23 protein-coding genes, 1 tRNA gene and 1 pseudogene are annotated in these 22,642 nt (G+C 38.8%); 8 read left to right on the forward strand and 17 right to left on the reverse strand.

Features of this window, described 5'->3' with window-relative positions; translation table 11 throughout:
• Nucleotides 1-218: 218 nt before the first annotated feature.
• Together HMPREF1481_RS08415 and HMPREF1481_RS08420 are read right to left on the reverse strand one after the other, a co-directional pair.
• Nucleotides 219-920 (reverse strand): hypothetical protein, encoded by a 702-nt coding sequence (locus HMPREF1481_RS08415; protein ID WP_016466248.1) that lies wholly within the window; start codon nucleotides 918-920, stop codon nucleotides 219-221.
• A gap of 220 nt (nucleotides 921-1,140) precedes the next feature.
• The gene (locus HMPREF1481_RS08420) at nucleotides 1,141-1,839 is read right to left on the reverse strand and encodes a hypothetical protein (RefSeq protein WP_016466249.1); all 699 of its coding nucleotides are present in this window, start codon (nucleotides 1,837-1,839) and stop codon (nucleotides 1,141-1,143) included.
• 191 nt (nucleotides 1,840-2,030) lie between these two features.
• On the opposite strand from HMPREF1481_RS08420, the gene HMPREF1481_RS08425 reads away from it, so the two are divergent.
• A complete protein-coding gene (locus HMPREF1481_RS08425; protein WP_016466250.1) occupies nucleotides 2,031-2,999 on the forward strand; it encodes a hypothetical protein in 969 nt (322 codons plus the stop codon).
• Nucleotides 3,000-3,050: 51 nt separating this feature from the next.
• On the opposite strand, the gene HMPREF1481_RS08430 is transcribed toward HMPREF1481_RS08425, so the two are convergent.
• Genes HMPREF1481_RS08430 through HMPREF1481_RS08450 form a run of 5 tightly spaced genes read right to left on the reverse strand, consistent with a single transcriptional unit; the run spans nucleotide 3,051 to nucleotide 6,565 of the window.
• A complete protein-coding gene (locus HMPREF1481_RS08430) occupies nucleotides 3,051-3,794 on the reverse strand; it encodes a 16S rRNA (uracil(1498)-N(3))-methyltransferase (RefSeq protein ID WP_016466251.1) in 744 nt (247 codons plus the stop codon).
• A 1-nt stretch (nucleotide 3,795) separates the two neighbouring features.
• The gene (prmA, locus tag HMPREF1481_RS08435) at nucleotides 3,796-4,746 is read right to left on the reverse strand and encodes a 50S ribosomal protein L11 methyltransferase (protein ID WP_016466252.1); all 951 of its coding nucleotides are present in this window, start codon (nucleotides 4,744-4,746) and stop codon (nucleotides 3,796-3,798) included.
• 10 nt (nucleotides 4,747-4,756) lie between these two features.
• Nucleotides 4,757-5,656: a GIY-YIG nuclease family protein gene (locus HMPREF1481_RS08440; protein WP_016466253.1), complete on the reverse strand. Its 900-nt coding sequence runs from the start codon at nucleotides 5,654-5,656 to the stop codon at nucleotides 4,757-4,759.
• Complete coding sequence (locus tag HMPREF1481_RS08445; protein ID WP_016466254.1) at nucleotides 5,657-6,085, reverse strand: NUDIX hydrolase; 429 nt, start codon at nucleotides 6,083-6,085, stop codon at nucleotides 5,657-5,659.
• Nucleotides 6,086-6,094: 9 nt separating this feature from the next.
• The gene (locus tag HMPREF1481_RS08450) at nucleotides 6,095-6,565 is read right to left on the reverse strand and encodes a DUF3013 family protein (protein ID WP_016466255.1); all 471 of its coding nucleotides are present in this window, start codon (nucleotides 6,563-6,565) and stop codon (nucleotides 6,095-6,097) included.
• Between the two features lie 115 nt (nucleotides 6,566-6,680).
• Between HMPREF1481_RS08450 and HMPREF1481_RS08455 the strand changes: the two genes are divergently transcribed.
• The 4 genes from HMPREF1481_RS08455 to HMPREF1481_RS08470 all read left to right on the forward strand — a co-directional run bounded on the left by HMPREF1481_RS08455 (nucleotide 6,681) and on the right by HMPREF1481_RS08470 (nucleotide 9,533).
• The gene (locus HMPREF1481_RS08455; RefSeq protein WP_016466256.1) at nucleotides 6,681-7,952 is read left to right on the forward strand and encodes a replication-associated recombination protein A; all 1,272 of its coding nucleotides are present in this window, start codon (nucleotides 6,681-6,683) and stop codon (nucleotides 7,950-7,952) included.
• A 262-nt stretch (nucleotides 7,953-8,214) separates the two neighbouring features.
• A tRNA-Lys gene (locus tag HMPREF1481_RS08460) sits at nucleotides 8,215-8,287 on the forward strand.
• 95 nt (nucleotides 8,288-8,382) lie between these two features.
• Nucleotides 8,383-8,799, forward strand: coding sequence for a helix-turn-helix domain-containing protein (locus HMPREF1481_RS08465; protein ID WP_232193762.1), 417 nt, complete (start codon nucleotides 8,383-8,385; stop codon nucleotides 8,797-8,799).
• A 218-nt stretch (nucleotides 8,800-9,017) separates the two neighbouring features.
• The gene (locus tag HMPREF1481_RS08470; protein ID WP_006150850.1) at nucleotides 9,018-9,533 is read left to right on the forward strand and encodes an HdeD family acid-resistance protein; all 516 of its coding nucleotides are present in this window, start codon (nucleotides 9,018-9,020) and stop codon (nucleotides 9,531-9,533) included.
• 531 nt (nucleotides 9,534-10,064) lie between these two features.
• Here HMPREF1481_RS08470 and HMPREF1481_RS10550 read toward each other — a convergent pair.
• Nucleotides 10,065-10,406, reverse strand: a pseudogene (locus HMPREF1481_RS10550) (T6SS immunity protein Tdi1 domain-containing protein); the annotation flags it as partial.
• Nucleotides 10,407-10,508: 102 nt separating this feature from the next.
• On the opposite strand from HMPREF1481_RS10550, the gene HMPREF1481_RS08480 reads away from it, so the two are divergent.
• Both HMPREF1481_RS08480 and HMPREF1481_RS08485 read left to right on the forward strand, forming a co-directional pair.
• Entirely contained in the window at nucleotides 10,509-11,351 is an 843-nt protein-coding gene (locus tag HMPREF1481_RS08480) for an aldo/keto reductase (RefSeq protein ID WP_016466258.1), read from the forward strand.
• Between the two features lie 303 nt (nucleotides 11,352-11,654).
• The gene (locus HMPREF1481_RS08485; protein WP_016466260.1) at nucleotides 11,655-12,800 is read left to right on the forward strand and encodes a low temperature requirement protein A; all 1,146 of its coding nucleotides are present in this window, start codon (nucleotides 11,655-11,657) and stop codon (nucleotides 12,798-12,800) included.
• 661 nt (nucleotides 12,801-13,461) lie between these two features.
• Here the strand turns inward: HMPREF1481_RS08485 and HMPREF1481_RS08490 are convergent.
• From HMPREF1481_RS08490 to HMPREF1481_RS08500, 3 genes are all read right to left on the reverse strand, one after another.
• Nucleotides 13,462-14,550 (reverse strand): AI-2E family transporter, encoded by a 1,089-nt coding sequence (locus HMPREF1481_RS08490; protein WP_016466261.1) that lies wholly within the window; start codon nucleotides 14,548-14,550, stop codon nucleotides 13,462-13,464.
• 9 nt (nucleotides 14,551-14,559) lie between these two features.
• The gene (locus HMPREF1481_RS08495) at nucleotides 14,560-15,849 is read right to left on the reverse strand and encodes a hypothetical protein (protein WP_016466262.1); all 1,290 of its coding nucleotides are present in this window, start codon (nucleotides 15,847-15,849) and stop codon (nucleotides 14,560-14,562) included.
• A 646-nt stretch (nucleotides 15,850-16,495) separates the two neighbouring features.
• Nucleotides 16,496-17,155: a hypothetical protein gene (locus HMPREF1481_RS08500; protein WP_004250746.1), complete on the reverse strand. Its 660-nt coding sequence runs from the start codon at nucleotides 17,153-17,155 to the stop codon at nucleotides 16,496-16,498.
• Between the two features lie 238 nt (nucleotides 17,156-17,393).
• Between HMPREF1481_RS08500 and HMPREF1481_RS08505 the strand changes: the two genes are divergently transcribed.
• Nucleotides 17,394-17,927 carry a hypothetical protein gene (locus tag HMPREF1481_RS08505; protein ID WP_004250745.1) on the forward strand — a complete coding sequence of 178 codons (534 nt, stop codon included), beginning with the start codon at nucleotides 17,394-17,396 and terminating at the stop codon, nucleotides 17,925-17,927.
• 181 nt (nucleotides 17,928-18,108) lie between these two features.
• Here HMPREF1481_RS08505 and HMPREF1481_RS08510 read toward each other — a convergent pair whose 3' ends face one another.
• The 6 genes from HMPREF1481_RS08510 to HMPREF1481_RS10730 all read right to left on the reverse strand — a co-directional run bounded on the left by HMPREF1481_RS08510 (nucleotide 18,109) and on the right by HMPREF1481_RS10730 (nucleotide 22,635).
• Nucleotides 18,109-18,672, reverse strand: coding sequence for a hypothetical protein (locus HMPREF1481_RS08510; RefSeq protein WP_016466263.1), 564 nt, complete (start codon nucleotides 18,670-18,672; stop codon nucleotides 18,109-18,111).
• A gap of 186 nt (nucleotides 18,673-18,858) precedes the next feature.
• Nucleotides 18,859-19,887, reverse strand: coding sequence for a tRNA preQ1(34) S-adenosylmethionine ribosyltransferase-isomerase QueA (gene queA / locus HMPREF1481_RS08515; protein ID WP_016466264.1), 1,029 nt, complete (start codon nucleotides 19,885-19,887; stop codon nucleotides 18,859-18,861).
• 38 nt (nucleotides 19,888-19,925) lie between these two features.
• Nucleotides 19,926-20,834 (reverse strand): LysR family transcriptional regulator, encoded by a 909-nt coding sequence (locus HMPREF1481_RS08520; protein ID WP_016466265.1) that lies wholly within the window; start codon nucleotides 20,832-20,834, stop codon nucleotides 19,926-19,928.
• Nucleotides 20,835-20,977: 143 nt separating this feature from the next.
• Nucleotides 20,978-21,208, reverse strand: coding sequence for a GlsB/YeaQ/YmgE family stress response membrane protein (locus HMPREF1481_RS08525; protein WP_006149365.1), 231 nt, complete (start codon nucleotides 21,206-21,208; stop codon nucleotides 20,978-20,980).
• A 9-nt stretch (nucleotides 21,209-21,217) separates the two neighbouring features.
• Nucleotides 21,218-22,459: an aminopeptidase gene (locus HMPREF1481_RS08530; RefSeq protein ID WP_016466266.1), complete on the reverse strand. Its 1,242-nt coding sequence runs from the start codon at nucleotides 22,457-22,459 to the stop codon at nucleotides 21,218-21,220.
• A 23-nt stretch (nucleotides 22,460-22,482) separates the two neighbouring features.
• Nucleotides 22,483-22,635: a hypothetical protein gene (locus HMPREF1481_RS10730; RefSeq protein ID WP_016466267.1), complete on the reverse strand. Its 153-nt coding sequence runs from the start codon at nucleotides 22,633-22,635 to the stop codon at nucleotides 22,483-22,485.
• Between the last annotated feature and the right edge of the window lie 7 nt (nucleotides 22,636-22,642).

Genomic DNA, 22,642 nt, shown 5'->3' on the forward strand with positions numbered 1-22,642 from the left:
TATTTTCTCCGCATCCTGTTAATCCCATCATGATCAATCCTCCTAAAAGTACCATTGTGAGAAATATGCGTTTTTTCATAACCTTCTCCTTATTTATCATATTCAACAAAATAGCTAATCATAGTTCCCTTATAATATACCATAAAAGCAACATTTCCTTATATCTTACTCAAAGATTCGACGCATCCAGAGGTGGAACATTACTATTTGGCATCTATCTACTCCATATTTTTACTTTTTCCTGTTATAAGTTCTGAATGAGATATATTTTCTCCGTCAAAAACCACAGGATAACCGTATTCATAGCCAATAGTTGCAGAGCGATCTGCACTAATAAAAAGATCTAACGACTCGCTTGATTGTATATGGAAGTAGTCCTGAATAATTTTACTATTTACATTTTTATAAGTAATAGAAGCATCACCAGTCTCCCAATTATAGTACGTTTTTTTGAGCTCAAATCGAGATAGAGCTGTTTTATTTAGTTCTAACTTTTGAAATAAAAAACCATCATAAAACAAATCATCTTTAGAAACTTCTAGATTCAAAAATTCTAATCCTTTTTCAGTGTACACAATACGGCTTTCTAAAAGCACTTTTTCTTCATAAGGATTACCTCGAGCTTCAATTCTTTTAAAATTGCCAGTTATTTCTTTTGTTTCTGCATTTCCTACGAGTTCAATCTTCTGATAACGAGAATAGTCCTTCGTCTCATCGTAAGTATCAATACTTCTAATCTCAAACCCTTCCGGAAATTGCTTAAACAAGTCAAATAGATTCTCGGTTGGATAGACACGACTGATCTCAGAGACTTTATTCTCAATCCATTCTCGGCTGTTCTTATTTTCTCCGCATCCTGTTAATCCTATCGTGATCAATCCTCCTAAAAGTACCATTGTGAGAAATATGCGTTTTTTCATAACCCTCTCCTTATTTTTGATATTCAATAAAACAGTTAACCGTAGTTCCCTTATAATATACCATAAAAGCAATTTCCCCTTGCATCTTATTCAAATTCGTAAGTCAGATTAGACACATCTAAGGTTGGAATTCCACTGTTAACCGATTCTTTTTCTCTCATTCTTTCGCATGCTCCTTATTTATAATCAGGTCAATCAGGATGTTTTAAAAGTTAGCAAATTAATTATAAACACTATTTCTATCATCTATCCAACTTGAAACTATCTCACTCATTCCATCATTTGGGTTATCCTTAAAAGCAATATTAACATTCAATCGATAACCTTTTGTATTATTATAAGATTCCGCTCCACTTATTGATAAGATGTGTTCTCCTTTTGAATTAAGGAAATTATTTATCGTAGAGTCATCACTAAAATAATAGATTTCAAACACATTGCGATTTGAAAAATAATGAAACTTTTCAAGCTTCATTTGAGATAAAACATCTCTATTCAAACTTAATTTTTGGAATAGAAAACCTTTATAATCCCAAATTTTTTCCGCTACCTCATTGTTAGAAAATATAAATTCACCATCTTTATATTCTACATCAACATGCTCTTTCACTTCTTCTTTATATGGATTAGTAGAGATTTGTATAGTCTCTATCTTTCCTTTTATGGTTTGATTTTCTGCATCTCCATCTAAAGAAACTACTGTTCTGAGCGAATCCTTATAGAATGTTTGAGTAATGTTGAACCCTTCTGGAAATTGCTTAAACAAATCAAAGAGATTTTCAGTTGGATAAACACGACTGACCTCAGAGACTTTATTCTCAATCCATTCTCGGCTGTTCTTATTTTCTCCGCACCCTGCCAATCCTATCATGATCAATCCTCCTAAAAGTACCATTGTGAGAAATATGCGTTTTTTCATAACCTTCTCCTTATTTATGATATTCAATAAAACAGCTAACCGTAGTTCCCATATAGTATATCATAAAAGACTGATATGACTGTTCCCTCGCTCACGTAGAATCCCTGTCTAATTCATTTTAAAGCACTGTAATCCTAAAAGTCATGATATAATAGGCAGTGAATAACAAGCATTACTTAAAGGAGAAATGTATGAAAAAATCGTTTAGACTTTGTTGCCTAGCTTGTGTGACAACACTAGCTTTGGCCCTTGGCGCTTGCTCATCAAAGCCATCTACTAGTTCTACAAATAATTCAAACAATCAGGCTTCCACATACCATAAGAAAGATGTAACTGGTCCTGCTGCTTCATTTGATTGGAATGCCAAAGTTGAACCTACGAACTATGAGAGAACCTTTGTTGAAACCAACAGTGGCAGTCAATTTAATAAAACTTTAGACCGTACTAAAGAAGCAGCTGAGAATCTTGAAAAAAAGAAAAAGGAAATTTCGGATCCTAAGGTTCAAACAGCCCTCAAATTAGTGGATGCCGTCTTTGTCAATCAAGAAAATCTTGACCTAGTTGTGAAAGCAGCGGGTGCTAGCAATCAAGAAGAGTTATTTGATAAGATTTGGAACGAATATTTAGTCCCTGAGTTAACTAAAATCCGTCCGAATTTTTCAAATGATACGGTCTTTGAGTATAAGGGAGAAAAATATCCTCTTAAAATTTATGCACCAATGTTTTTCAAGGTCAACACCAATGCTCTAGGAAAAGCCGGAGCCTATACTCTTGAAGATTATAAAGTAGAAGGTGACATGGTTTATTTGAAATTTATGTCCCCAGCTGTAGACACCTACCAATACGAAGTGAAAGCCTCTTATCACACAGCCAGTCTCGAATTCTTTCAAGGACTGGTGGAAGAACAACAAAAGGTTCTTGAAACAGACTATGCTAAAGCCATGAATATTCGTTTTGTATATCAATTGGCCGCTCTTGATTTTAATGCAGACAATTACGTAGATTTAGAAGGAATGGACTATCTTGATCGAAATCCACATTATCTAGCGATAAAAGTTGATAGCAACGGAGATGCTAGCCTTGATAATGAAAATCTCGCCAACCTTTTACAAATTAACATGAAGGCTTCAAATGAAGCCAATAAAGGAAAATTTGAGTAAGCTTTATCATAACAAAAAATCACCTTTTCTAGGTGATTTTTTCATAGTCTCTTATTTTTCCAATTCAAGCAAAACACTTATGGCAGATAAGGCGTAAAGTGGCGCTGTTTCTGCTCGTAGGATGCGAGGGCCAAGTCCTGCTAGGACTGCTCCTTTGGTTTCAAAACTTTCAATTTCTGCAGGGGATAAACCACCTTCTGGACCAAAGATAAAGAGCAGTTTAGCTTCTTTTTCTAGTCCAGCGACAGCTTGGATGAGGGCAGCTGATTCTCCTTCTTTAGCTGACTCTTCATAGGCCACCACGATGCGGTCAAACTGGTCGAGCTGAGCTAGAATGTCTGCCTTTTTTTCAAAAAGGGTAATGCTCGGTACCAAATTCCGCTTGCTTTGCTCGGCTGCTCCAAGGGCTATTTTTTCTAACTTCTCAACCTTTTTGCCCAATTTCTTGCCATCCCATTTTGCGACAGACCAGTCTGCGGGAAAGGCCCAGATTTGACTAGCACCCAGTTCTGTCACCTTTTGAGTGATGAACTCTAGCTTATCTCCCTTGGGAAAGCCTGATGCGATGGTCACTTGGACTGGCAGTTCTACATTGTCAGCTAATTCCTCAACCAGCTCCAATTGACGCGCCTCTACATTAACCACGCGCGCCAATCGCTTGATCCCATCATCAAAAACTAAAGTCACCTCATCCTCTTCTTTTAAGCGCATAACCTGAAACATGTGCTTGCTGGTTTCCTTGTCCTCGATGGTGACAGGTGAGCTAGCCAAACCTTTTACAAAATACTGTTGCATGCTAGCCTCCAATCACACCAGAGATATCCTTAGTTTTTTTGAAGACACAGGCATTCCACTCCCCTTGGTTCATGTGGGTTTCAAGGAAAAATCCAGCCGTTTCTGCTGACTCACGCACCATCTCCCACTTGTCCTTGATAATGCCACTCATGATGAGATAGCCTTCATCCTTGACCAAGCGATAAGCATCATCCGTCAGATGAATGAGGATATCCGCCAAGATATTAGCCACGATGACATCTGCCTCAATCTCCACGCCCTTGAGCAAATCACCTGGCGCCACATGGATATTTTCCATGCCAGGATTGAGCTCAATATTTTCCTGAGCGACTCGAACCGCTACATCATCCAGATCATAGGCAAAGATTTCCTTGGCACCCAGAAGTGAGCTAGCAATAGAAAGGACACCGGAACCTGTCCCCACATCTAGCACCGTTTCGCCACCGCGAAGAACCTGCTCCAAGGCAAAGAGACTCATCTTGGTCGTCGGGTGAGTTCCTGTCCCAAATGCCATACCTGGATCTAGCTTGATAATCTTCTCGCCAGCAGTCGCCTCATAGTCTGTCCATGACGGTACGATGGTCAAGTCATGGGTGATACGAGCTGGTTCATAGTATTTCTTCCAATTATCTGCCCAATCTTCCTCAGCTAAGGCAGTGGTGCCAATCTTGACTTCACCCAAATCCATAAAGTCCGTCAATTCTGCTAGACGCGCCTGCAAATCCGCTTCAACAACGGCTACATCAACCGTGTCCGGGTAGTAGGCCGTCACCACGATATCTTCCTGTTGCTCAACTTCTGGGAAAATCTCACCGAATCGGTCCACATTTCCCACATAGTCCATGCTATCTTCAATTGCTACCCCTTGGGCACCTAACTCAATCAAGAGATTGGAAACTAATTCCTCCCCCTCACGCTTGACTGTAACTTTTAACTCTTGCCATGTTTCCATCTGATTCTCCTTAACAATCCATTGTTTCTTCTAATTCTTTTAAAGTCTTGCCGTCCTTATTTTTCCAATCCGTTCGTCCATTCGTAGTCATTCCTAGCACAAAAGCAGCTGCATAAGATGGACTGGAGAACAGTTGTTTTTCTTGTAAAACACCATCTTTAATCACATTTGATTTGATTAATTCCTCACGCAATTCTTTTAGACTTGCTGGTATTGCGGGTGAATCAACTTCATCAACTTGACTTCCTTCTAAAACAACAAACCCTTCTGAAGTATGTTCACAGATAGCTTCAATCATTCGATTTGATTTCTTTGTTTTTCGCTTCAAATAGAGATAAGTTGAATTTTCATCAGAAACATTCTGACCTGTTTTCTTGGTCATAGGAACAAACACTCGGTACCCTAAGGTTCCTACAATCATCAAAGTATTTTCTACAACCTCATCCAACTCGGATTGCTTTTCTTCTGTTACATTCCCAGAATTGGGCTCATTCCCATTTTTTACAATGAAGCGCCCCGCGTCCTTTGCTAGTTGTGTAAATTTATTTTCCAAGTAACTAATTTCCGTGGGTCCAAAGGAGTTATTCTGCGTCGTCAAAATAATGACATCATTAAAATAATCTGCATGGTTGTCACGAGTATGTTCCTGAACACGTAAAAGGACACCTTCACCATTTTTGCGATTCGTCGCCTGACCGATGTAGGTAACATCCTTTTGCTTATCCTCATTACGACCAAATAGAAAATAAATGCCGCTTTGCTTCATTTCATCACGTGATTTTAAATCTGCCAATTGAATTCGAGGAATTTTATAAATCACCCCTGTCCAATTCGACAAGGTACATTTAATTATCCCAGTAACTTCTCCATTCATGAGAAACATATTGATATTCTTACTAAGATTTGGCATCTACCTTTCTTCCTCCAAATAATCCCTCAATCTCCCCTGTAGCTGAGGTACTGCCTGTCTAGACTTCAAAAATTCCTCAATATTCATCAGTTTATAGGCCTGCCCTTCATCTCCAAAGGTGATATTGTCAAATTGTTCTTGTCTTAGCTGACCAACCATAAAGACCGATTGCTTGTCTTTAAAGATTACGCTAGGATAAATCTTGCTCCAAAGCAGACAGTCTTCATCTAAATGAATTCCCAGTTCCTCATAAACTTCACGCGCTGCGCACTCGAAAGGACTTTCGTTTCCTTCACGACCACCACCTGGCAACTCCCACATGTTGGGACAAGGGATATCGTCCTTGTCATCACGTAAGATAGTCAGGATTTTATCCCCACAAATCAAGGCAATCTTACAACCTTGGAAATCAGTAACTTCTATTTCCATGCTGGACTCCTAATATCTCGGATAAGGGTAAAATTCTCCTTCTTCCAAACCGACTTTCCCTTCTTCAAAGACTTCTTGGTTCCATTCCATGACGAATTCTTCTGCTTCTGGGTCTTCCAAAAAGTCCATGAGGGCATCTAGTCCAACCTCTGCAGTATCTTTAAGGAATAGCGCAAAATAAGCTAAAAATTCACGAGAAAAACCTTTCTTCGGCAGGTAAGGGATGACTGTGAGATAGTCTTCTGCATTAACTGTTGACTTGGCAGGGTTGTAAAAAAGTACCGCTTCTTCAAAAAGGATATCATCTGACGAAACCTCTCCGTCTTCATCTAACATCTCCACCCCTGCAGCATTTTGTGCCTCTAGCAAAAAACTCACTTCAACCGCATGATTGCGTTTGTCCCAGCTAATCTCATAGTCAAAAGGAAAGTTCTTGTCCAACTCTTCTTGTAAAACATCTAAAAATCCGTATGTTGCCATTTTGTCCTCTTTCTATACGACTCTTTAATCGCCCCGAATACTCGGAAATATGCTAAAATAGATACTACCATATTACCACATTCGTATCAGAAAATCCATGTTAGAAAGGACTGCTATGCCAGACAATCTCGCGCTTCGTATGCGCCCCAAAACCATCGACCAGGTCATCGGTCAAGAGCATCTGGTAGGCCCAGGAAAAATCATCCGCCGCATGGTAGAGGCTAACCGCCTGTCTTCCATGATTCTCTATGGGCCTCCGGGTATCGGAAAAACCAGTATCGCTTCGGCCATCGCTGGAACGACCAAATATGCCTTTCGAACCTTCAATGCAACTGTTGATAGTAAAAAACGTCTCCAAGAAATTGCTGAAGAAGCTAAATTCTCAGGTGGCCTTGTACTGCTACTAGACGAGATTCATCGTCTTGACAAGACCAAGCAAGACTTCCTCCTTCCTCTCTTAGAAAGTGGTCTAGTCATCATGATTGGTGCGACAACTGAAAATCCTTTCTTTTCTGTCACTCCAGCCATCCGCAGTCGTGTTCAGATTTTTGAGTTGGAACCCCTGTCTAACCAAGATGTTAAAGAGGCCGTTCAAATAGCCCTGATTGACCCTGAAAGAGGTTTTGATTTCCCAGTTGAGTTAGATGATGATGCCCTTGATTTTATCGCAACATCTACCAATGGAGATCTCCGTTCTGCCTTCAATTCGCTTGATTTGGCAGTTCTCTCCACCCCAGAAAATGATGACGGTGTCCGTCACATCACGCTCGACATCATGGAAAATAGTCTTCAGAGAAGCTACATCACTATGGACAAGGATGGAGACGGACACTATGATGTTCTATCTGCCCTGCAAAAATCCATCCGTGGATCCGATGTCGATGCTAGTCTCCACTATGCTGCTCGCTTGATCGAAGCTGGTGATCTTCCTAGCCTAGCTCGTCGTTTGACTGTGATTGCTTATGAAGATATTGGCTTAGCCAATCCCGAAGCTCAGATTCATACCGTAACTGCTTTGGATGCTGCGCAAAGGATCGGATTCCCCGAAGCCCGCATCCTCATTGCCAATGTCGTCATTGATCTGGCACTTTCACCTAAGTCTAACTCAGCCTACGTGGCTATAGATAAGGCCTTATCTGACCTTAAAACATCGGGTCATCTGCCAATTCCACGTCACTTGCGAGATGGACATTATAGCGGCAGCAAGGAACTAGGTAACGCCCAAAATTATCTCTATCCACATAATTATCCTGGTCACTGGGTCAAGCAAGAATACCTACCAGAAAAAATTCGTGACCATCACTACTTTTCTCCAGAAGATAGTGGAAAATACGAACGCGCCCTGGCTCAACGCAAGGAAACCATTGATAAATTACGAAACTTGTGAAATCCTTTTCAAAAATTTTAATTTTCCCTTGATTTTTTTTGAAAAAGTGGTATCATATAATCATAGAAACGCTGTGGTGTACGACTTCACATTTAAGTGTTGACCGACTATTTTTTGTATTATTAGGGAAACAAAAGTCTTCTAACAGCATGTAGGCCGTCTCACACGGAAACAGCTTCAGTTAGAGCGAGTTGCCCACCTGCTTAATTGCGCGGGTTCAATACAAACCGTGAAGTTTCGGCACCAATACAGCTTTTTATTTGCCTCCTTAGCTCAGTTGGTAGAGCAGTAGACTCTTAATCTATGGGTCACAGGTTCGAGCCCTGTAGGGGGCATCTAAATCAACAGGAAAAAGCCTTGATTTATAAGGCTTTTTTGCTTGTCTATAACTGATTTGCCCCATCATTTGCCCCACATTTTTTTATGAGCAATCTTTCCAAACATCTCTGATTACGAAAAACAAAAAAGCTATCCTACCTTTGCAAATTTGGATAAGATAGCAGAATATTTTAATGCAACTCCAACCCAACTATTTGGAACTAGTAAAGAGATTGAGTTAGAAAAGAGTGTTCTTGAATCTAATGAATACTCTGATAAAGTAAGTGAGATTTTAAAAGCTGTCAAATACATCGAAGATTTTCTAGAAACTGATGGACAGTACTTAGAGGATTTACTTTACTTAACAAGAGGCAACCAACTATACACAGAAGATGGAGAAGAGTTGTATATTGATCCAACTTCTCAGAAAAGAACACTTCATAACCAATATGAACCTGGTTTTATTGAAGCAAGGGATAAATCTCCACTAGAACTCTTAATTGAAAATAAGGAATTGTTTGATAAATAGAAAAAGCGAGGATAACCTCGCTTCAGATTGAAGTTAAAATCTTTAGAAGACACTTTTATAAGGACTTTGTCTTCAATCTGTGAAAAGGAGTGAAAACTCCTTTTCTTTTTGTAAGTCAGACTGAAACTTCCAAATTGTTTATTTATTTTATTGACATTTTCTATAAAAATAAGTACAATAGTTTTATTAGAAAACTATACTATATAGGGGGTATTGAAATGAAATTTTCTAATCGTTTACTGCTATTCCTTGCAGGAGTTGTTTTTGTCCTTTTAGGACTTTTCCTATTTACAAACCCAGTAGCTAATCTTGTTGCTTACAGCTGGTGGATTTCATTTGGTTTACTGGTTTCTTCTATAGCAGCTATTTTAGGCTATTTCTCTGCACCAAAAGAGCTTCGCTCACCTGTTTATCTTTTCCAAGGATTTGTTAGTCTTCTCTTAGCTCTTTACCTCGTTGCTTATGGCTTTGTGACCCTGCCGGTCGTCATTCCGACCATTGTAGGAATTTGGTTAATTGTAGAAGCCATTATTGCTTTCTTTAAAGGCAATCGTCTAAGATTGATTTTCCCTATTATTGGTAGCAATATCACGTGGGTAGCCTTGCTTGAATTTTTACTAGGTCTAGTGATTCTGTTCAATCCAGTGGCTACAGGTGTCTTTGTCGTTTATGTCATTGCCTTTTCAGTTTTAGTTACTGGCTTCACCTACATTATTGAGGCCTTTCGTAAATAGTCTAGTTGCTATTTCTATCGCATTCAAAAAAGCTGGGAAATCATATTCTCAGCTTTTTTGTCTCTTTAATTATCACTTTTTCGCATTCCATTCTGCGTAGAAATTTGTTTTTCCATTTTATTCTCCAATTTGATCTCGCACTGACATTTATTTATAACAAAACTATATATCTAGAATAGCATAATCATTAGGTATTATAGGTTTTCAAACAAAATACGAGTCATTCGTTTTTGCCCCACTTTTGCCCCATTTTTAAATCCTGACATTGAAAATACCTAAAAGTATTTCCCTAAAATCAGCTATATTTCAACATTTTTGTTTATTTTCAATATGAAAAGTTCTTACAAATCCATGTAGGGGGCATCTAAACAACAGGAAAAAGCCTTGATTTATAAGGCTTTTTTGCTTGTCATTTTGTTTTTTGTACCAAAAAGTTTATATTCACAAAATAAGCGACTCTCATCAAAGACTCGCTATTTATCTAACACCTCGATTTAATAGAAAAAAACACCTCACGGTGATTACTTATTATCAATCGTCCATTACTCCGCCTGTGAGTTGGTACATGAGGTAAATGTGTTCCAAGGTTTTTACCTTATCCATATGATCCACATCTTTTACGCCTCCCAAGGCTAGTAAAGGAACAAAACCGAAACATTGGTTATAAGACAAGGGACCATGTTTTAACACAGCCTGTCTATATAAATCCAGTTCAAAGTTATCAGTCACATATGAGTTATCTAAATACTGAAGAAAATATTTCAGGCTCTTGATAATAATGTCGCAGTCTTGAAGATTTTATTTTACAATACCAACAAATTCATTCTCTTCCCAAGTAATAATATCTCCAAAGGCTGTTACGAACATCGGAAAAAGAAGTAAGGAACTATTCATAATAATAGCCGTAGCAAATCTTTGCATTTTTGTCTTATCTTTTTTAAGATAGTACTATTAAAAAAAGAAAAGGTGAAAATCATGGAAACATATACACTTGCAAATGGGGTTGCTATTCCTAAAATTGGTTTTGGAACTTGGCAAATTGCTGAAGGCGAAGAAGCCTATAACAGCGTTAGCTTCGCACTTAAGGCGGGTTACACACATATTGATACCGCACAAATTTACGGTAACGAGGTTTCCGTAGGTAAGGCGATTGCTGATAGTGATTTGGCACGTGAGGATATTTTCCTAACCACCAAACTTTGGAATGATAAGCACGATTACGAGTTGGCTAAGACTTCTATCGATGAGTCTCTCGAAAGACTTGGTGTGGATTATTTGGATCTTTTGCTTATCCATTGGCCTAATCCAAAGGCGCTTCGTGAGAATGATGCTTGGAAGGCTGGCAATGCGGGTGCATGGAAGGCTATGGAAGAAGCCTACAAAGAAGGTAAGGTGCGTGCTATCGGTGTGTCAAACTTTATGCAACATCACCTAGAAGCTCTTTTTGAAACAGCTAAAATTGTTCCACATGTCAATCAAATCCTCTTGGCTCCAGGTTGTGACCAAGAAGACTTAGTTGACTATTGCCAAGAGCGCGATATCCTTCTTGAAGCCTATAGTCCACTAGGTACAGGTAGCATTTTTGGAAATGAAGATGTTGAAGCAGTGGCTGAACGTAACGGTAAATCTGTGGCACAAATTGCTCTGCGTTGGAGCCTCCAAAAAGGTTTCTTGCCACTACCTAAGTCTGTGACACCTAAAAATATAAAAGGTAACTTGGATATCTTCGACTTCGACTTATCAGAGGAAGATATGGCAGTCTTGGATAAGATTCAAGGCACCAAAACTCAGAATGATCCTGACACAGTTAATTTTTAATAGGATTTTAAGCAACTCGTCAGGGTTGCTTTTTAGCGTGTTTCTTTAGATTTGCTATGATGAAACTATCATTTTTTATTTATAGATGGGAGTTACGTAATGGAGTCTCGAAATCTTTTGCCTCAGAATACACGTACTTCATTATCAATCATCAAACACTCCGCCTGTAATCTGGTACATGAGGTAAATGTGCTCCAAGATTTTGACAATTCGCGCCACATGAAATTATTTAAGCATATCCTTTTCTCTCATTACCATTTTCTGTTATAATGAATTGTATTTCTAAAATAGAAAGGTATTAATATGACAACTCTTATTAAACATAAACGTGTAGAATTTTCAGAACTTTTTTATGACCTAGTTTTTGTTTTTGCAATTTCAAAAGTAACTACTTTAATTGAGCATCTTCATAACGGTATTTTGACTTGGAATTCTTTCCTTGATTTTTTCATAGCTGTCTTGGTTCTCACCGATTCCTGGATGATTCAAACCCTTTATACCAATCGCTATGGAAAGAACTCTTTATTTAACATGGTAATCATGTTTATCAAAATGGGAATTTTACTCTTTATAGCCAATATGATGGGACCTGATTGGCAACAATATTTTCATTATCTCTGTTGGGCTATTGGTACATTAACCTTTACCTTATTTTTACAATATTTGGTTGAATTTTTTAGAAAATCAACCGATAATGCTAATCGGGAAAGTATCAAAGGTTTTCTATGGATAACAGGTCTAGGAAGTTTAGGAGTCTATCTAGCAGCTCTTCTTCCTATTTACGTTGGGGTCTCTATCTTATTTGCTAGTATTCTGCTAACATTTATTATGCCAATTATCTTGCTTAGTAAAGATAAGCATTACCAGGTAAATCTCCCCCATTTAATCGAGCGCATCTCCCTTCTTGTCATTATTACGTTTGGAGAGATGATTATGGGGCTAGCTAACTTCTTTACAATCGAGAATTTCTCGATTTATTCGGTTCTTTATTTCATAATTATGATTTCTCTGTTCTTGTTTTATTTTGGTCAATTCGACCATGCTATTGATCAAAAATCTAATCAAAAGGGACTATTTCTAATTTACAGTCACTATCCTATTTTCATTGGGCTTATGATGATGACTGTATCGATGAGTTTTCTTCTGAATCCTGAAGCTAATCGTCTCTTTGCAACCAGCTTCTCTTATATCGGATTTGGCCTCTTTCAAGCTGCTGTCCTAGTAAATGGGCCCCATAACAAACACTATCTTCGCTATTCGAAAAGTTACTACTGTGTCCAAGCGACACTCTATCTGGCTGCCTTGATTCTCTCTTTAATCTTTGCTTCTAATCCTATAATAGTAGTGAGTATAACAACCATTTTAGCTCTAGCTATAGCCACTCATTTTATTTATTTTTATATGACACAGAATAAAAAATATTCCAAATCTAACTGGGTGTTCTTTTAATGAGTTTATAACATAAAAAAGCTTTGGGAACCAAGGCTTTTTTTCATTAATTTGTTTTTCCATTTTATCCTCCGATTTGAACTCGCACTGACATTTATTTATAACAACACTATATATCTAGTATGGCATAATCATTAGGTATTATAGATTTTCAAACCAAATGTGAGTCATTCGTTTTTGCCCCACTTTTGCCACGTTTTTAAAGCCTGACATTGAAAACACCTAAAAGTATTTCCCTAAAATCAGCTATATTTCAACACTTTTGTTTATTTTCAATATGAAAAGTTCTTACAAATTCATGTAGGGGGCATCTAAACAACAGGAAAAAGCCTTGATTTCAAGGCTTTTTTGATGTCAAATAACTTTTTGTAGCAAATCATTATAAAGGTTTTCCAACCTTATCAAACTTATCATTTATTCTCAATCAATTGCTAGCAATATTTGATAAGACCAACTGTTTTTTACAGTACAGAGCTAGTCTATAATTAACTAAACTATACTAATTTGTGCCCATATTACATGGCCAATCCGCATAGAGATTAAAATGGGCTATTATGAATTCATAAATTTTCGCAACAGAACAAGAGCAAGTCATTTAGAAATAAAAGAGAAGAGAATCTTTCACTCTCTTCTTAGTATATCTTATTAAATTCAGTCTTTCTCAATCTACCTGATTTTCCTTTGCAACGACAAATTCTTTAACCAATCGATAGATAACAGCAAATATGGGTGTAAAGAATATCATCCCAAGTAAGCCAAAGAGATTGCCTCCAATACTAGCAGCCGCAAGCGTGAAAAGGGCTGGCAAACCAATAGACTGACCTACAACTCTAGGATAAATAAGGTTTCCTTCAATCAGCTGTATAACTTGATATAGAAGAAGAGAAAGTAAGGCTTGAGTAGGACTCACTGTGAAGATAAAAATCGCTCCCACAACACAAGCAATCATAGGCCCTACATAAGGAATGAACGATAGCACTCCTGCAAAGATACCTGTCATTACTCCATAGGGTATCCCAAACACGCTGTAACCAACCGCTATCATAACTCCTATGATAACTGCTTCAATCAGCTGACTCATCAAAAATTGGTCATAAGTCTCTAGTGCTACTTGTCCAATGTAAGTCAACTTTATCACCACCTTCTCTGGAAGAAAAACTTTTAGAAGTCGACTCGTCATCGCTGCCAAATGTTCCTTACTGGATAAAAATAAAAAGGTGAAGACTATAATCAAAAAGGCATTCATCAAACTTGAAAAAATATTGCCGATATTACTAGTCAGACCTGATAAAAAACCTATCAAAGCTTGGCTAATAGAACTAGATTGTCCCTGTATGCCTGATACGATAGTTGACAACATGTCTTTGGTTACAAATTCCGAGCTGCCTAGCAATTTCCCAAGTTGAGTAAGGACTGTTGAAAGGACTGTTCCCAGCTGACTAATAGTCTGAGCTAGGGTTGGCAGCACCAAAACCAAAAGAGCAATCACGATTAAGATAAGAGCTAGGAAAACAAGTACCATGGCAATCGGACGACGCAACTCTGCCTTTACCTTCAATTTAACTAAGTACTGTTCAATTTTTTTCATAGGAACATTAAGCACAAAAGCAATAACAGCACCATAAATCAAGGTTGATGTTACATCAAAGAGAGAGATTGCTCCTGATATAAAGCTCGATGCATTCAGAATTACAAGAGCAACCAGCCCTATAAAAAGGATTAACGGGGTATATTTTTTAACTAAGTTCATAAATTCTCCTTAATAAACATGTTTAGATACGACTATACTATTTGGTTTTTCAAACTCTCGATCAAGGTAGGCTTGGTAAGTTCCTGGTGCGATAAATCCTTTTGGTGAGAGGATATCTGTTCCAGCTTGACCGACTATGGTATCAGCCAAGAGCACACAGTTTGTGGACAAGACAAAGTAGGATTTAAACTTAGATTTGATAAATTTATAAAGTTCCCCATCCGTCTCATGTCTGATTTTATAAGCGTAGGTGTAGTCTTCCTTACCATCTTCCGTTTTAATTTTATCTGCGCTTGGCTCCCAAGGAATCGTTAGTTGTTTTAATTCAGCTAATTTTTCCTGAACCGCTTCTTCCATTTCCGGTGTCAAATCTATTCCGTAACCAAATAGCGTTTTTTGACTCTCCCGTTTACATAAGTCAATGTACTTATCACGGTCACAGAAATATAAGACACCATCTCCTACCATACCAAATAAGGTCTCAGATGACGGATCATAGTTGCCATAAGAAATAACACGGCCCTGATAGCAGATATCCACATGACCAATAGCTGAAAACAGGGAGGTCTCAGCTGTATGAACAAAAATTTCTAGCTCTGCTGTCTTACCAGACTTCACTATTCCAAGATGGATATCTTCTTCCTCATCAGCATTTTCCAGCATAAATTTGTTAATTTTTGCTAAAGTTCTTGCAGGGATGAGAGCGGCTAGGACAATAGGTAAGCTAATTCTAATGCGACGTTTGAGATGGTTTTTCCCAATTTCCCCTTCAAATAAGAAACCGTCACGGATATTGGACAGACCATAAAGGAAAAAATAAGCCCCTAAAACAAAGAGTTGAAAGACAGAATTTCCCGTAGAGGACAAAAGACTAGTCCCACCAAGAAAAACTAGTACGAGACCATCTAGTAAGAGACGAAAACGAGGTCGAATATTATTTTTACGGTAGAGAACATAGGTGACAAGATTAATCGTGGCCCTAAAAATCTGATAAACTCCAATCACAAGAGCCAGAACATAAATCGGTATATCAGTCGCAAGATTCGAGCCTAGCAAATATCCCATCACTAACAATTTAACCAGTGCAACTCCCAAGGTGTCCGTTGACTGACTTTTTTTGAAAATACGTAATACTAAATCTAAGACCGTTGCTATCCAAGCTAAAAACAGAACCAGTCGAATAACCGTCACTGGCAACCAAGTTCCCGTGACCATCAAGATAAGACCTAGCAGAACAAACAAGAAACCCTGAACAAGTAATTTCTTACCTGTCAGACCTAAAGAAAGAATTTTTTCCATAAAAGACCTTTCAAAAATAATAATTAAGCCCTTTGATCAAATTGACTGGTAAATAGCTGACGGCACAAACAGCCTGTGCCAGCAAGACATGGCGACTGACTGTAGCAATGTCACCATCTTGTCTTTTGCACTTCTGAAATTTGTTTTATTGAGTCGAAATCAGAGCTTTTAAAAACTAGCTAAACTTGAAAGCTAACCATAATTGCTAGATAAAAAAGGTGCAACCAATCCTTCTTGTAAAGGTAGGAAAGAATTATATCCATTCCATTAATTATTTATATATTACCTATTGTGACACAATACTCACTATAATTCAACTTTTTACCTATTTAAAACCATAAAGCCTACATAACTCTTTGAAGAGAACAAAAATCTGAATGTAATAAGATAGTACCCATTACCCATATTATAATTAGATTATGAATTGAAGCTTTTTGGAACTAAAATTAGGAATAATTGAGAAAGTAGGGAGGGAAATTTTGCTTTTACCCCATTTTGAAATAATTTCATTTTAGATTTTTCTAAGTTTCTTTCAAAGAGCCTGCAGGGGGCATCTAAACAACAGGAAAAAGCCTTGATTTACAAGGCTTTTTTGTTTTTCTAAAAGATTTTCTCTAGATATTTAGCAGAATCCCAAGATAGTTTCTCAATGTTCCACTTCTTCCTTAAATCGTACTTTTCCTTGGCTGTATAATCTCATAATCTTCACAAAGCGAACTGGATTGTTTTGGTTATACAAAAGAAATACTGAAAAGAATAACAAGCCAGCAAACCACAAACCATAGCCTTCATCACCAATCGGTTGGCCAAATTTTAGAGGAAGAATCAAGAAATACAAAAAGTAATAGATAGACACTATATTTACTACAAAGCGGGCAAATCGATAAGGTAAAGCAGACAGTTGTCTAGGATCAAACTGGTTTTTTACAAACAAATTATGAGATGCTGCAAAGAAAAAGACTTTCTCTGTCGTTGGCTGGGCCTTTCGAACATTTTTATAAAGTGCTCGTTCAAGTATAGCAACCAACAAGGAAAACTGCATCAACCAAAATAGAAGAATACAGGCTAGACTGAACCAGTTATAGACACCAATAAACTTGAGGGAAAAGAAGCCCGAAATTGCAGGTCCACCTACTAGTAAGAGAATTACCAATTCAGGAATAAAAGAATTCGTTTCACCAGCTTTTTCAGTATTGAGCAACTTACTCTTTGGAGCAGCTAAAGCCTCTCCTGTCTTTTGGTCATAATAAACAGCCTGACCATTGCATTCGCCGATAAAGACACGACGGCGTCCGAGAAAAAACATATTGACCTCTTTCTATTTATGAAAACAAGTCTTCAAATTTTGGAATTTTATTATCCTAGTATACCATAAACCAACTTGCTAGGTCATAAGATAGCTAAGAGCCACATCTTGCTAAAAGGTTGACAGAACTTCGCTCCATAGGATATGATGGGAATACCTAAAATTTTAACTCTGCATGATCTTTACGACTTCTACTGAAAAAGCGTTGGAGAGTTCAATTCTATATCTGGAGGTTTCTATGAAAATCTATTATTCAAAATTTGTCGGTGTCGGCTATCTAGTTTTTGCGGTAGGTATATTCTTTCAATTTTTCTTTTTTCTCGCGCATGGATTGATCGACTTTTCTCAGCTCAGTCTTCTCACTGTGGTACCAACCATCCTCTTTTTCACTGCTATCTATGCAACGATTGCAGGCATCAAAAGACTTTCTAGTCGCAGACTCTCCTTTGAATTCACCTTTGAAGGTATTTATGTCTATCCTGGGCTCTTCTTTTCCAAGGAAATTTTCATCCCAAAAGAAGAATTGTTGCGAGCATCTTATGTTGAAGTGGATGTCAGTGACCCTGACCATACCAACAGCAAAGCTTACTATTTAGATTTTGATCTGAGAGAGGTCACCCAGCTAGAAGATATTTCTAAGTCAAATGTTATCATCAATACAAGTGCCCTGATATTGCGACTCGCTCTTAGCCTCTGTCGATTTAGAGAGGAAGAAAAAGCCGAGTTGGCAACCTATCTAAAAGAAAACTACGGCATTGATTTCTTATACTAGCAAGTAAAAAAAGCCCTACATCAGGGCTTTTGTGTTGTTAGCGATTTAGTACTTGCGCTTCAAAGTGGGCAGGTTTATCGTCCAACTTAAACGTCGTGTATAGTTGAATGATAAAAAATTTATGCTTTGAGAACATAGAAAAGCAAGGACATTTCTCCACCCTTACTTCTGATTGATGTTCTTAGTTACGGTAAAACTGGTTATCTTTGTCGCTTACAGATTGACCGATAGACAAGACATCTTGACTGCCATCTGTACCTGTCACTTCGTTTTGGACACCAGCTGGGGTAAAGATCAGTCGTGCCCCTTGTCCACCACCGACAAGATGAATACCTGTTGAGTAGTAGCCGTCTTTTTCCTCTACTTGACCCATCTCGTATTTAAAGGTTCCATTTGAACTTTGGATCGTTACAATTCCATCTGCTGTGACTGTTGCAGTTGTTCCCGCGTAGTTTTCCCAAGTCCCTACAAATTTAGCGTAAGCCTCTTGTGATTTTTGCTTATCTTCCTTTTGTTCTGCTTGAGTGGTTGTAGCTTCTGTCGCACTATTTGTTTCTGACTTCTGCTCCTCTTTTTGGCCTGCTTCAGTTTTACTTGCGGACTCTGTAGTTACCTTGCTTGTTGTCACCTTTTGGTTTGAAGATGACGTATTCTTGTCAGTCTTTCCACCACAGGCAACCAAGGTCAAGGCAGCCAACAAGGTCAGGACTGATAGGCTCGTATAGCGCAATGTTTTGTTTTTCATAAAAATCTCCTTTGAAATAGACTCAGATAAAAGTAGCTCGTCAGATTTTGCATATATTTGACGGCTGTATCGTAGTCTTCAGTGTATCATTTATTTGCTTTTAATTCAACAGCTATCATATATCGAAAAAAGGCTAATCCAAGTAGGAATTAGCCCTTTTATTTCTAGTTTTGATTTGCTCGCTTTTTAGTAGATAAACATGGCATCGCCAAAACTAAAGAAACGGTATTTTTCATCGATAGCATGCTGGTAGGCTTTGAGGACCAATTCACGGCCTGCAAAAGCTGAGACAAGCATGACCAAGGTAGACTTCGGCAAATGGAAATTAGTAGAAAAAGCATCCACAACCTTCCAGTCATAGCCTGGTTTGATAAAGATATTGGTCCAGCCAGAGTCTGCTTGGATTTGCCCATCAAACTTGCTTCCGATAGTCTCTAGCGTACGGATAGAGGTAGTCCCCACAGCAATGACACGGCCACCATTTTCTTTGACCCGACGCAAGGTCGCTGCTGCTTCCTCAGACAATTGATAAAACTCTGAGTGCATCTCATGCTCATCCAAATTATCTACTGAAACAGGTCTAAAGGTCCCAAGTCCAACGTGCAAGGTCAGGTAGACTAGATGAACGCCTTTTTGCTGGATTTCTTCTAGTAATTCTTTGGTAAAATGCAAACCTGCAGTTGGGGCAGCGGCTGATCCACTCTCCTTGGCATAGACTGTCTGGTAACGTTCACGGTCATCCAATTTTTCGTGAATATAAGGAGGTAAAGGCATTTCTCCAAGACTTTCAAGTACTTCTAAGAAAATTCCTTCATACTCAAAACGGACAATACGACCGCCATGGGTTAATTCCTCAGTCACGACTGCGCTAAGTCGACCATCACCAAAGATAACACGGGTGCCGACCTTGAGACGTTTAGCTGGTTTAGCCAAGACTTCCCACTCATCTCCAGCTGTATTTTTCAAAAGCAAGAGTTCAACATGGCCCCCTGTTTCTTCTTTTTGACCATGAAGTCGAGCTGGCAATACACGGGTATCATTCATAACCAGGGCATCACCTGGCTCTAACATTTCGATAATGGAGTGAAAGTGGCGGTCTTGAAATTCACCTGTTTTGCGATTGACCATCAAGAGTTTAGAGGCATCGCGCTTTTCCAAAGGAGTCTGAGCAATCAATTCCTCTGGTAAGTGAAAATCAAAATCATTGGTATTCATTGGTGTCATTTTTCCTTTTCTTTTCTAATAGAGTTGCATTAGTTGTCAAAGCGAACTTCTTCAAGTAGGTACTCGATGAAGCGTTCACCCATCTTGGACAAACTTGTCTTTTCATGCTGGATATAAACCAGCTCAATCGGATCATCAATATCAAGTGGAATCGAGACAATATTGTCTCCATTGAGGTTACTATTAAGGATACCAGTCGCGATGGTATAGCCATCCAAACCAATCAAGAGATTGAACAAGGTCGCACGGTCACTAACAACGATGGATTTCTTATGGTGTTCTTGTGACAAAATCTCCTCTGAGAAATAGAAAGAATTATGGGTACCTTGGTCATAGCTCAAGTATGGGAAGTCTTCCAGGTCGGATAACTGCACCTTATCTCTTTTAGCAAGAGGGTTGGACTTGCTGACAAAGATATGGGGTTGGGCTGTAAAGAGATGGTGGGCAACTAGATGGTTGTCATCTAACATCTTTGAAAGAACGTCCCGGTTATAGCTATTTAAAAAGAGAACTCCCACTTCACTTCGGAAGTTCTTGACATCATCGATAATCTCCCAAGTTCTCGTCTCACGCAAAAAAAGCTCGTACTTTTCCATATCGCTTTTCTTAAGCAAGGAAACAAAAGCATTGACCACAAAGGCATAGTGCTGCGAAGACACACTAAAAAGCTCGCGATGAGCGATTGGGTTCTTATAGCGTTCTTCTAGAAGTTGAGTTTGCTCGACAACCTGACGAGCATAGGATAAAAACTCCATCCCATCACGTGTGAGGGTGATTCCCTTAGGATTGCGGATAAAAATCTCAATTCCCATCTCATTTTCTAGGTCACGAACGGCATTTGATAGACTCGGTTGTGTAATGAAAAGTTGCTTGGCAGCCTCATTCATGGAACCAGTCTCTACGATTTTGATAATATAGTGTAATTGTTGAATTCTCATGTTTTTATTGTACCATACTTGAGGCAATATAAAAAGGAACAGTCACTGAAAGCCAAGCTAGTCGCATATCAGTCTTTTTTTGTAGCTCATAAAAAAGAGGTTGGATGATTTCCAACCTCTTTATCTGTTCTAGCAAGTTAAACCTAGCTGTCTTTTCTCCAAAAGATGGCTAATAAAATCATGGCTCCTAAAACTGATGGGATAATAGCCGTATCAGCTAAGATAGGGCCCCAAGTTCCAAAAAGCATTTGACCCAGGAAAGCACCAATCCAACCCAGGAACATTTTCCCGAAGCATCCCATCCGTTCTCCACGATTGGTGATAGCTCCTGCTAATAGTCCGATCAAAAGACCGACAAACATACTTCCAATCATACTTTCTCCTTAAATTGCCCAATCTCCATTGCGGAAGAGTGGTACGCGTGTTCCATCCTCACGGATACCATCAATATCCATTTGGTTAGAACCAATCATAAAGTCAACGTGAACATCTGAACGATTAAGACCTGCAGCTTCCAGCTCTTCTTCGCTCATCTCAGCTCCACCAACAACGCTCGTTGCGTAAGCTGCCCCGATAGCCAAGTGATTTGAAGCATTTTCGTCAAAAAGGGTGTTAAAGAAGGTAATCCCTGACTGAGAAATTGGACTTGGATCTGGTACCAAGGCACATTCACCCAAGGCACGCGCACCAGCATTCTTAAAGACGAGGTCCTTCATTACTTGATCACCCTTTTCAGCTGTGATATCAACGATTTGACCATTTTCAAAGGTCACTTTGATACCTTCGATAATATTTCCATTGTAGCTAAGAGGTTTTGTAGAAGTTACATAACCATCTGCACGACGAAAGTCAGGAGCTGTAAAGACTTCTTCTGTTGGCATATTTGGCAAGAATCCTTCACCTTGAGCGTTGATCGCTCCGGCAGATTCCCAAACGTGGTTCTTCGGCAATCCAAGTGTCAAATCTGTTCCAGGAGCAGTGTAGTGAAGAGCTGAGAATTGCTCCTTGTTAAGCATCTCTGCCTTGCTCTTGAGGATTGCTGCATGTTCTTCCCAAGCCTTAACTGGATCTTCTTCGTAGACACGGCAAGTCTTGAAGATTTGGTCCCAAAGGAGGTCCACCGCTTCTTCGTCGCTTGCAGCATTTGGAAAGACCTTCTTAGCCCACTCTAGTCCAGCAGCAGCTGCTACAGTCCAGCTAACCTTGTTAGATTGAGTTGCGATACGCATTGGCTTCATGGCAATTCCCATAGCTTTGGCAGAAGCTGAAAGTTTTTCCGCATCCACTCCATTCAAGGCACCTGGGTCAGAAGAACGAACACCGAGACGACTTGCTTTGTTTTCAAGAAGGTAGTTCATCTCAGCAATCTTGTATTCTGGCACATTGTCCAGACGCTCCATCGGCGCGTGAAGGAATTTTTCACGGTTTACAAAGTCATCTGCCCATTGAACGATAACTTCGTGCGCTCCAAGTGCATAGGCTTCTTTGACGATTAAGTGAGCCAACTCACGTTGCTCCACATCGATAGAGAGAGCCAAGGTATGACCAGGTTGCACGTTCACTCCATTTGCCACCAAAAGCTTAGCGTATTTTTCTAGATTTTCTTTAAAATTTGGTAAAACCATTCTGTTTTCTCTTTTCTATTTGTTTATTTTTCTTTCAAAGCAGAAAATAATCCTGCTAAAGCAATAGCACCTGACAAGAGTGCTGTCGATAGAAGGATTGTCTGATCAGCAATCTCCAATTGATACTCAAACACCTTCTCAGCCGGCTTGTCTTCCGCAAAAATTCTTAGTTTCATCAAATGT

This window comes from Streptococcus sp. HPH0090 (genome assembly GCF_000411475.1).
GTDB lineage: Bacteria > Bacillota > Bacilli > Lactobacillales > Streptococcaceae > Streptococcus.

Excerpts from the sequence above, each read along its gene's own strand:
- HMPREF1481_RS08415 (WP_016466248.1), bottom strand. The coding sequence starts at position 920 with ATGAAAAAACGCATATTTCTCACAATGGTACTTTTAGGAGGATTGATC.
- HMPREF1481_RS08420 (WP_016466249.1), bottom strand. The coding sequence starts at position 1,839 with ATGAAAAAACGCATATTTCTCACAATGGTACTTTTAGGAGGATTGATC.
- HMPREF1481_RS08425 (WP_016466250.1), top strand. The coding sequence starts at position 2,031 with ATGAAAAAATCGTTTAGACTTTGTTGCCTAGCTTGTGTGACAACACTA.
- HMPREF1481_RS08430 (WP_016466251.1), bottom strand. The coding sequence starts at position 3,794 with ATGCAACAGTATTTTGTAAAAGGTTTGGCTAGCTCACCTGTCACCATC.
- prmA (WP_016466252.1), bottom strand. The coding sequence starts at position 4,746 with ATGGAAACATGGCAAGAGTTAAAAGTTACAGTCAAGCGTGAGGGGGAG.
- HMPREF1481_RS08440 (WP_016466253.1), bottom strand. The coding sequence starts at position 5,656 with ATGCCAAATCTTAGTAAGAATATCAATATGTTTCTCATGAATGGAGAA.
- HMPREF1481_RS08445 (WP_016466254.1), bottom strand. The coding sequence starts at position 6,085 with ATGGAAATAGAAGTTACTGATTTCCAAGGTTGTAAGATTGCCTTGATT.
- HMPREF1481_RS08450 (WP_016466255.1), bottom strand. The coding sequence starts at position 6,565 with ATGGCAACATACGGATTTTTAGATGTTTTACAAGAAGAGTTGGACAAG.
- HMPREF1481_RS08455 (WP_016466256.1), top strand. The coding sequence starts at position 6,681 with ATGCCAGACAATCTCGCGCTTCGTATGCGCCCCAAAACCATCGACCAG.
- HMPREF1481_RS08470 (WP_006150850.1), top strand. The coding sequence starts at position 9,018 with ATGAAATTTTCTAATCGTTTACTGCTATTCCTTGCAGGAGTTGTTTTT.
- HMPREF1481_RS08480 (WP_016466258.1), top strand. The coding sequence starts at position 10,509 with ATGGAAACATATACACTTGCAAATGGGGTTGCTATTCCTAAAATTGGT.
- HMPREF1481_RS08485 (WP_016466260.1), top strand. The coding sequence starts at position 11,655 with ATGACAACTCTTATTAAACATAAACGTGTAGAATTTTCAGAACTTTTT.
- HMPREF1481_RS08490 (WP_016466261.1), bottom strand. The coding sequence starts at position 14,550 with ATGAACTTAGTTAAAAAATATACCCCGTTAATCCTTTTTATAGGGCTG.
- HMPREF1481_RS08495 (WP_016466262.1), bottom strand. The coding sequence starts at position 15,849 with ATGGAAAAAATTCTTTCTTTAGGTCTGACAGGTAAGAAATTACTTGTT.
- HMPREF1481_RS08500 (WP_004250746.1), bottom strand. The coding sequence starts at position 17,155 with ATGTTTTTTCTCGGACGCCGTCGTGTCTTTATCGGCGAATGCAATGGT.
- HMPREF1481_RS08505 (WP_004250745.1), top strand. The coding sequence starts at position 17,394 with ATGAAAATCTATTATTCAAAATTTGTCGGTGTCGGCTATCTAGTTTTT.
- HMPREF1481_RS08510 (WP_016466263.1), bottom strand. The coding sequence starts at position 18,672 with ATGAAAAACAAAACATTGCGCTATACGAGCCTATCAGTCCTGACCTTG.
- queA (WP_016466264.1), bottom strand. The coding sequence starts at position 19,887 with ATGAATACCAATGATTTTGATTTTCACTTACCAGAGGAATTGATTGCT.
- HMPREF1481_RS08520 (WP_016466265.1), bottom strand. The coding sequence starts at position 20,834 with ATGAGAATTCAACAATTACACTATATTATCAAAATCGTAGAGACTGGT.
- HMPREF1481_RS08525 (WP_006149365.1), bottom strand. The coding sequence starts at position 21,208 with ATGATTGGAAGTATGTTTGTCGGTCTTTTGATCGGACTATTAGCAGGA.
- HMPREF1481_RS08530 (WP_016466266.1), bottom strand. The coding sequence starts at position 22,459 with ATGGTTTTACCAAATTTTAAAGAAAATCTAGAAAAATACGCTAAGCTT.
- HMPREF1481_RS10730 (WP_016466267.1), bottom strand. The coding sequence starts at position 22,635 with ATGAAACTAAGAATTTTTGCGGAAGACAAGCCGGCTGAGAAGGTGTTT.